At 35.6% G+C, this 2,741-nt stretch carries 2 protein-coding genes and 1 pseudogene; all 3 read left to right on the top strand.

The window, feature by feature from the left end:
* Nucleotides 1–239: 239 nt before the first annotated feature.
* A complete protein-coding gene (locus GQR56_RS21020; RefSeq protein ID WP_166115301.1) occupies nucleotides 240–1,106 on the top strand; it encodes a hypothetical protein in 867 nt (288 codons plus the stop codon).
* Nucleotides 1,107–1,820 carry a hypothetical protein gene (locus GQR56_RS21015; RefSeq protein WP_166115299.1) on the top strand — a complete coding sequence of 238 codons (714 nt, stop codon included), beginning with the start codon at nucleotides 1,107–1,109 and terminating at the stop codon, nucleotides 1,818–1,820. It begins immediately after the preceding gene.
* Between the two features lie 164 nt (nucleotides 1,821–1,984).
* Nucleotides 1,985–2,652: pseudogene (locus GQR56_RS21010) on the top strand (hypothetical protein); the annotation flags it as partial.
* Nucleotides 2,653–2,741 lie beyond the last annotated feature (89 nt).

The following is a 2,741-nucleotide window of genomic DNA, read 5'->3' as shown; positions in this document are numbered from 1 at the left end:
AACAAGTCTGTGGTTTATGCTTACACATAACCAACCCTTTGTGGCTCAAACATTGGGCATATCCAGTATTTAAAATATGAGCGGTTAACGTGCAGGCTTAATCAAATCTAATGGTTTAAAATAACAAAGACACCCACTTTAAAGAAAATAACAAAGACACCCACTTTAAATAGTGAGTGTTAGTTTACTACTAACACGTTGTACTTAAACAACATAACACAAAAGAAAAGGACTCTTCGATGCCAGCAATGAAATTAATCCAATCTGTAGGGATTGGCGGCGCAAATAAGCCAGACGATGTAAAAGAAGTACAAACCGCTTTAAATTCACTTCTGTCTCTTATAGCACCTACTAAAAAATTAGTTGTAGACAAGCGTTTAGGCTCACGCCCTGAAAACTCTAAAACGGTAGCTGCTATTAAGTTATTTCAAAGCAAAGTGGTAAATATGGTACGCCCTGATGGAAAAATAGATCCAAATGGACGCACCCATAGAAAAATCAACGAAAAGCTGGCGAGTGCCGCAGTAGTTACGGTTGTTCCAGTATCTGGAACGCTAAGAGCTACTTTAAAACGCAATCTCGAAAAATATGAAGATCGAATTCCTCATATGTATAAGGATACCACTGGTAATATAACTGCTGGGGTGGGGCATTTAATAAAAGATATTGAAGCAGCTAAAAAAATAGCTTTCGTAGTAAGAAGTACTGGTGTTCTTGCTACGAAAAAAGAAATTGAAGATGAATTTATTAAATTTAAAGGTTTGTCTCTAGATAAAAATACGATTGCAACAGCTTTCAAAAAATACTCAACATTAGAGTTAGGAGAGAGTTTGATGGATAAACAAGTTGAAAATCATATAAATAATTTTGAAAAAGAACTAAAGCAGGTGTATGGAACTCAGGAATTTCAAAGTTATTCTGATAATGTGAAATTGGCTTTATTTGACATGATTTTTAATTTAGGTATGACTAGGCTGATAAGCCGTTTTCCTAAGTTTAATCGTCACATCAAAGCAAATGATTTTGAAAAAGCAGCACTTGAATGTTCACGAACGGATGTTAGCGCTCAAAGAAATACTTATGTTAAAAATTTATTAGGAAAATAAATGAAGACTTTATATATATCTATTCTAATAAGCTTGAGTTTTGGTTGTGTTGCTACCTCAAAAATAGAACCTACATTTATAAAAGAAAATAGCACATATGCTTTTTTTGATAAGCAAATTAACCTAACCCAAGCTAAAGATTTTCCAAGTTTAGAAACAAAAAGGTGGTCTTATGAATTTGGGTTAGAATCATCTGAGGGCAAGTTTGAGAAAGTCGAAACATGTGAAGCATTAACAGAAAAAATAAAAAATGGATATCAAGCTTTTAGATACTCTGAACAAAAAGTTGTAAATGCAAGAAAACTCACGTGTGAAATGTGGCGAGTTATGAGTAAACTAACTTCTTCAGATGTTTCGTATTTAAGAGGCTTTGAACATAACTTGAATTTACCAAAGAAAATGCCTCCAGAGCTCTCTTTAATTATTTCAAAAGATGATGAGCGTAATTTAGCAAAAGCAAATAATTGGGAAGAAATGAGTCATGTTAAAAAGGTAGAGCCATTAAATAAAGACCAAGCTATTTATTATGATAACGCCGGCGGTATTCAAAAGTTAACAGTTATGGCAAAAGGCGATTATAACAACGACGGCATTGAAGATATGGTCTTGGATATGACCAATGGTGTAGAAGGTGGAAGTTACGCATCTATCTATGGTTATGTGGTTACACGACTAGCTGCCGATGCACCTTATACGTTAATTAAGCAGTTTTAATCACTTAAAATATAACAATGGCACCCATCTTAATTTTTGTTTGGTTGAGTTGGGTGTGGTTTAGTTTTTACAAGAAGAAAATAAACTAGACACCCAACCTAAATTTGCACTTTTTAAGGTTAATGACTAAATTTCAATTAGTCTAAAAAGTGAGCAGGTGTTTTATGGCTATTGCAAGAAAGCGTCAGGTAAGTTTGGTTGATACAAAATATTATCACTGTATTTCACAGTGTGTTCGTCGTGCCTTTCTGTGTGGTGAAGACCACTTTGCAGGTAAGTCTTACGAACATCGACTAGGTTGGGTTAAAGATAAGCTACTTGTATTAGCAACGGTATTTTGTATTGATGTATGCGCTTACGCAGTAATGAGTAACTACACCCATTTAGTACTGTATATTGATGATAAAAAAGCAAATAGGCTGAATGATAAAGCGATTATTATTCGCTGGCATAAACTCTGTAAAGGCACCGTACTGACGCAAAAGTACATACAGGGTGAAAAGCTAAGTAAAGCTGAGCTTATCTTTTTTAATCAAACAGTAAAACAATACCGAGAGCGCTTATCAAGTATCAGTTGGTTTATGCGGTTGTTAAACGAAGGTATTGCGCGCAGAGCGAACAAAGAAGATAACTGCACAGGACGATTTTATTCGTTGCCATCCATGGCGCTCACCCTTCGGGCCGCCTAAGGCGTTCAAAGTTGTTCCATACAACTTTGTGGGAGGGGCGCTTTACGTCTCAAGCATTATTAGATGAAGCAGCACTTGCCGCCTGTATGGCGTATGTAGATTTAAATCCTATTAGAGCTAAAATGGCTAAGACCCCACAAAAATAAGCTAGACATCCATCCTAATTGTTTGCAGTTTGGCTAACTAAGTACTAGGCTTTTATCAGTGTGAAAAACAAGCAGAGTGTCTTATG

It is taken from the genome of Pseudoalteromonas sp. Z9A5 (assembly GCF_011378875.1).
Lineage (GTDB): Bacteria > Pseudomonadota > Gammaproteobacteria > Enterobacterales > Alteromonadaceae > Pseudoalteromonas.
The sequence above is the reverse complement of the archived record's forward strand: the minus strand, read 5'-3'. Positions and strand labels throughout refer to the sequence as shown.